Origin of the sequence: Pseudonocardia sp. KRD291 (assembly GCF_019263595.1) — a bacterium.
Taxonomy (GTDB): Bacteria; Actinomycetota; Actinomycetes; order Mycobacteriales; family Pseudonocardiaceae; genus Pseudonocardia.
The window spans coordinates 1-2,424 of record NZ_JADQDD010000476.1 but is presented as its reverse complement, the minus strand read 5'-3'; the positions used below and the strand labels follow the sequence as shown (position 1 = coordinate 2,424).

3 protein-coding genes are annotated in these 2,424 nt (G+C 73.4%); 2 read left to right on the top strand and 1 reads right to left on the bottom strand.

Annotated features, from left to right (window positions below; genetic code table 11):
* Both I4I78_RS31920 and I4I78_RS31915 read left to right on the top strand, forming a co-directional pair.
* The coding region (locus I4I78_RS31920; protein WP_218615233.1) for a triacylglycerol lipase at positions 1-772 on the top strand (772 nt) is incomplete at its 5' end.
* 61 nt (positions 773-833) lie between these two features.
* On the top strand, positions 834-1,490 hold the full coding sequence (locus I4I78_RS31915; RefSeq protein WP_218615232.1) for a pentapeptide repeat-containing protein: 657 nt from the start codon (positions 834-836) through the stop codon (positions 1,488-1,490).
* On the opposite strand, the gene I4I78_RS31910 is transcribed toward I4I78_RS31915, so the two are convergent.
* Complete coding sequence (locus I4I78_RS31910) at positions 1,484-2,194, bottom strand: hypothetical protein (protein ID WP_218615231.1); 711 nt, start codon at positions 2,192-2,194, stop codon at positions 1,484-1,486. The genes I4I78_RS31915 and I4I78_RS31910 overlap by 7 nt on opposite strands.
* Positions 2,195-2,424: the final 230 nt, after the last annotated feature.

The window sequence follows — 2,424 nt, the reverse complement described above, 5'->3', positions numbered from 1 at the left end:
ACCCGACGACGAGCACCCGAACCCGGTCGTCCTGGTGCACGGGCTCAGCGCCAACCAGTCCAACAACTGGGCCTACATCTCCCCGCAGCTCGCCGACCAGGGCTACTGCGTGTTCTCGCTGACCTACGGCCGCTCCCCGCTCGCGCCGCCGCCGCTGTCGCAGGTCGGCGGCCTGCAGCCGATGGAGCGCAGCGCCGAGGAGCTGGCCAGGTTCGTCGACCGGGTGCGGTCGAGCACCGGGGCTGAGAAGGTCGACATCGTCGGGCACTCCGAGGGCAGCCTGATGCCGAACTACTACGTGAAGTTCCTCGGCGGGGACCGCTACGTCGACCGCTACGTGGGGATGACCCCGCTCTGGGACGGTACGCAGACCGGCGGGCTGGCCTTCCTCAACCGCACCGGTCAGCAGCTCGGGATCGACCCGCTACTGGGTCTGGCCCTGGACCCGGTGTGCGGGTCCTGCCGGCAGTTCCTGAAGGGGTCGGAGTTCATCGAGGAGATGAACTCCGACGGCGGTCCGGCGGTGGACGGCGTCACCTACACGATGATCATGACGAGGTACGACGAGCTGGTCGTGCCCTACACCAGCGGTGAGCTCGACGGCGCGACGAACATCGTCCTGCAGGACGGCTGCCCGACCGACCTGGCCGAGCACGTCGCCGTCGCGTTCGACCCGGTCACCCTGGGCCACATCGAGAACGCCCTGGACCCGGCGAACGCGAAGCCGGTCCGCTGCACGCCGGTCGGGCCGGACGCCCCGCCCGCGATCTGACTCTCCCCCGCTGCCGACCCCGGCCCGGGGTGCGTCCCCGGGCCGGTGGCAGCCTGGGGCCATGTCTGCAGAAGAGCTGGTGGCCGCCGTCCGGGCCGGGGAGCCGTGTACCGACCTGGACCTGCGCGGCACCGAGCTGCGGGAGGTGAACCTGGCCGGGGCGCAGCTGCGTGACTGCCGGTTCGACGACGCCGACATGTTCGGCGTCCGCCTCGACGGTGCGCACATCACCGGCGGCAGCCTGGCCCGGGCCGACCTGCGCGAGTCCGACCTGACCGACGCCGTGCTCAGCGGTGTCGACCTGTCCGGGGCGCGGTTCGCCGGTGCGATGCTCGGCGACGCCCGGTTCGAGGGCTGCCGCATGATCGGGACGTCGTTGCGGGGGCTGCGCGGGCTGGCCGCGTCGTTCCGGCTCGTCGGGTGCAACCTGCAGGTCGCGGACATGCAGGAGCTCAGCCTCAAGGGCATGCGGGTCGAGGAGTGCGACCTGTCCGAGGCGGACCTGCGGGGCGCGGACCTGCGTGGGGTCGTTTTCGAGAGATGCCGGCTGCGCGGGACGGTCCTGCGCCACGCCCGGATGGCCGCCGCCGACCTGCGCGGCTGCGACCTCGGCGAGATCACCCCGGACACGCCGCGCGAGCTGGCCGGGGCGATCGTGTCCCCGGCGCAGGCCTCCGCGGTGTGCGAGGCCCTGGGCCTGGTCGTGGCCGATCAGTAGGTGGAGAAGAACTCTTCGTCCTCGGAGCGCATCTGCCCGTCGATCCACGGGTCTTGGGAGCGCTCGCGGCCCCGGTCGTCGGTCATGCCGCAGTCCCGGTTGACGATCTCGTCGGAGTCCGCGGACGGGCTCAGCCGGGGCAGCCCGGACAGGTCGCACTCCCCCGGGTCGGACGACGGGTCGGCGGGTCCGGACAGCTCCGACGGAGAGAGCGGCTCCGGCGGGGAGTCCCCGCGCTCCTGCTCCTGCGCGCGGGCCTGCCGCTGTTCCCGGGCCTGCTGGTCCTGGAACTGCTCCAGCTCGGTGCGGCCCTGCTGCTGGGCCGCCGCGTCGCGGCTGCGGGCGTCGGCGCGCACCTGCTCCACCGCGGCGGTCACCGAACGCTGGTCCTGCGACTGGTCCAGGGCGTTCCGGTCGCGTGCGGCGTCGGTCGCCGCGGCCACCGCGGACACGGCCTGGTCCGCGCGGCCCGGCACGTGGGTGCGGACGGTCGGCGGCGGCGCTGTCGTCTCGGCCGCGGTCGGGGTGACCGCCTCGTCGGTCGTCGCGCCGGCGTCGGTGGTGTCGGTGCTGTCCGGTGCCGCGGCCGCGCCGCTGCTGAGCACCAGCCCGGTCGCGGCTCCCGCCGCTCCGAGCACCGGAACCGTCCCCGCGAGTGCCCGGCGGGTGATGCCCGGTCCACCCTGTCGATGACGTCCGCTCATGTGATCGCCTCCCGCCAGCTTGTGCCCGAACGGTGACGATCCCAAACACGGGCAGTGACCTCGATCCGGCGGGCCGCCCGGGGCGTGGTCGTGGAAGAGGCCTTCTCAGCTGCCGAGCAGCGAGGTCCCGCCGAGCAGGTCGCCGTCGAGCAGGTCGCCACCGAGCAGTCCGCCACCGGGCTCGTCGGTGTCACCGGCGTCGTCGGTCGGTCCCGCGTCCTGGTCGGGAC

What these genes read in the sequence shown, in the direction of transcription:
- I4I78_RS31915 (WP_218615232.1), top strand. Translation starts at nt 834, where the DNA reads ATGTCTGCAGAAGAGCTGGTGGCCGCCGTCCGGGCCGGGGAGCCGTGT.
- I4I78_RS31910 (WP_218615231.1), bottom strand. Translation starts at nt 2,194, where the DNA reads ATGAGCGGACGTCATCGACAGGGTGGACCGGGCATCACCCGCCGGGCA.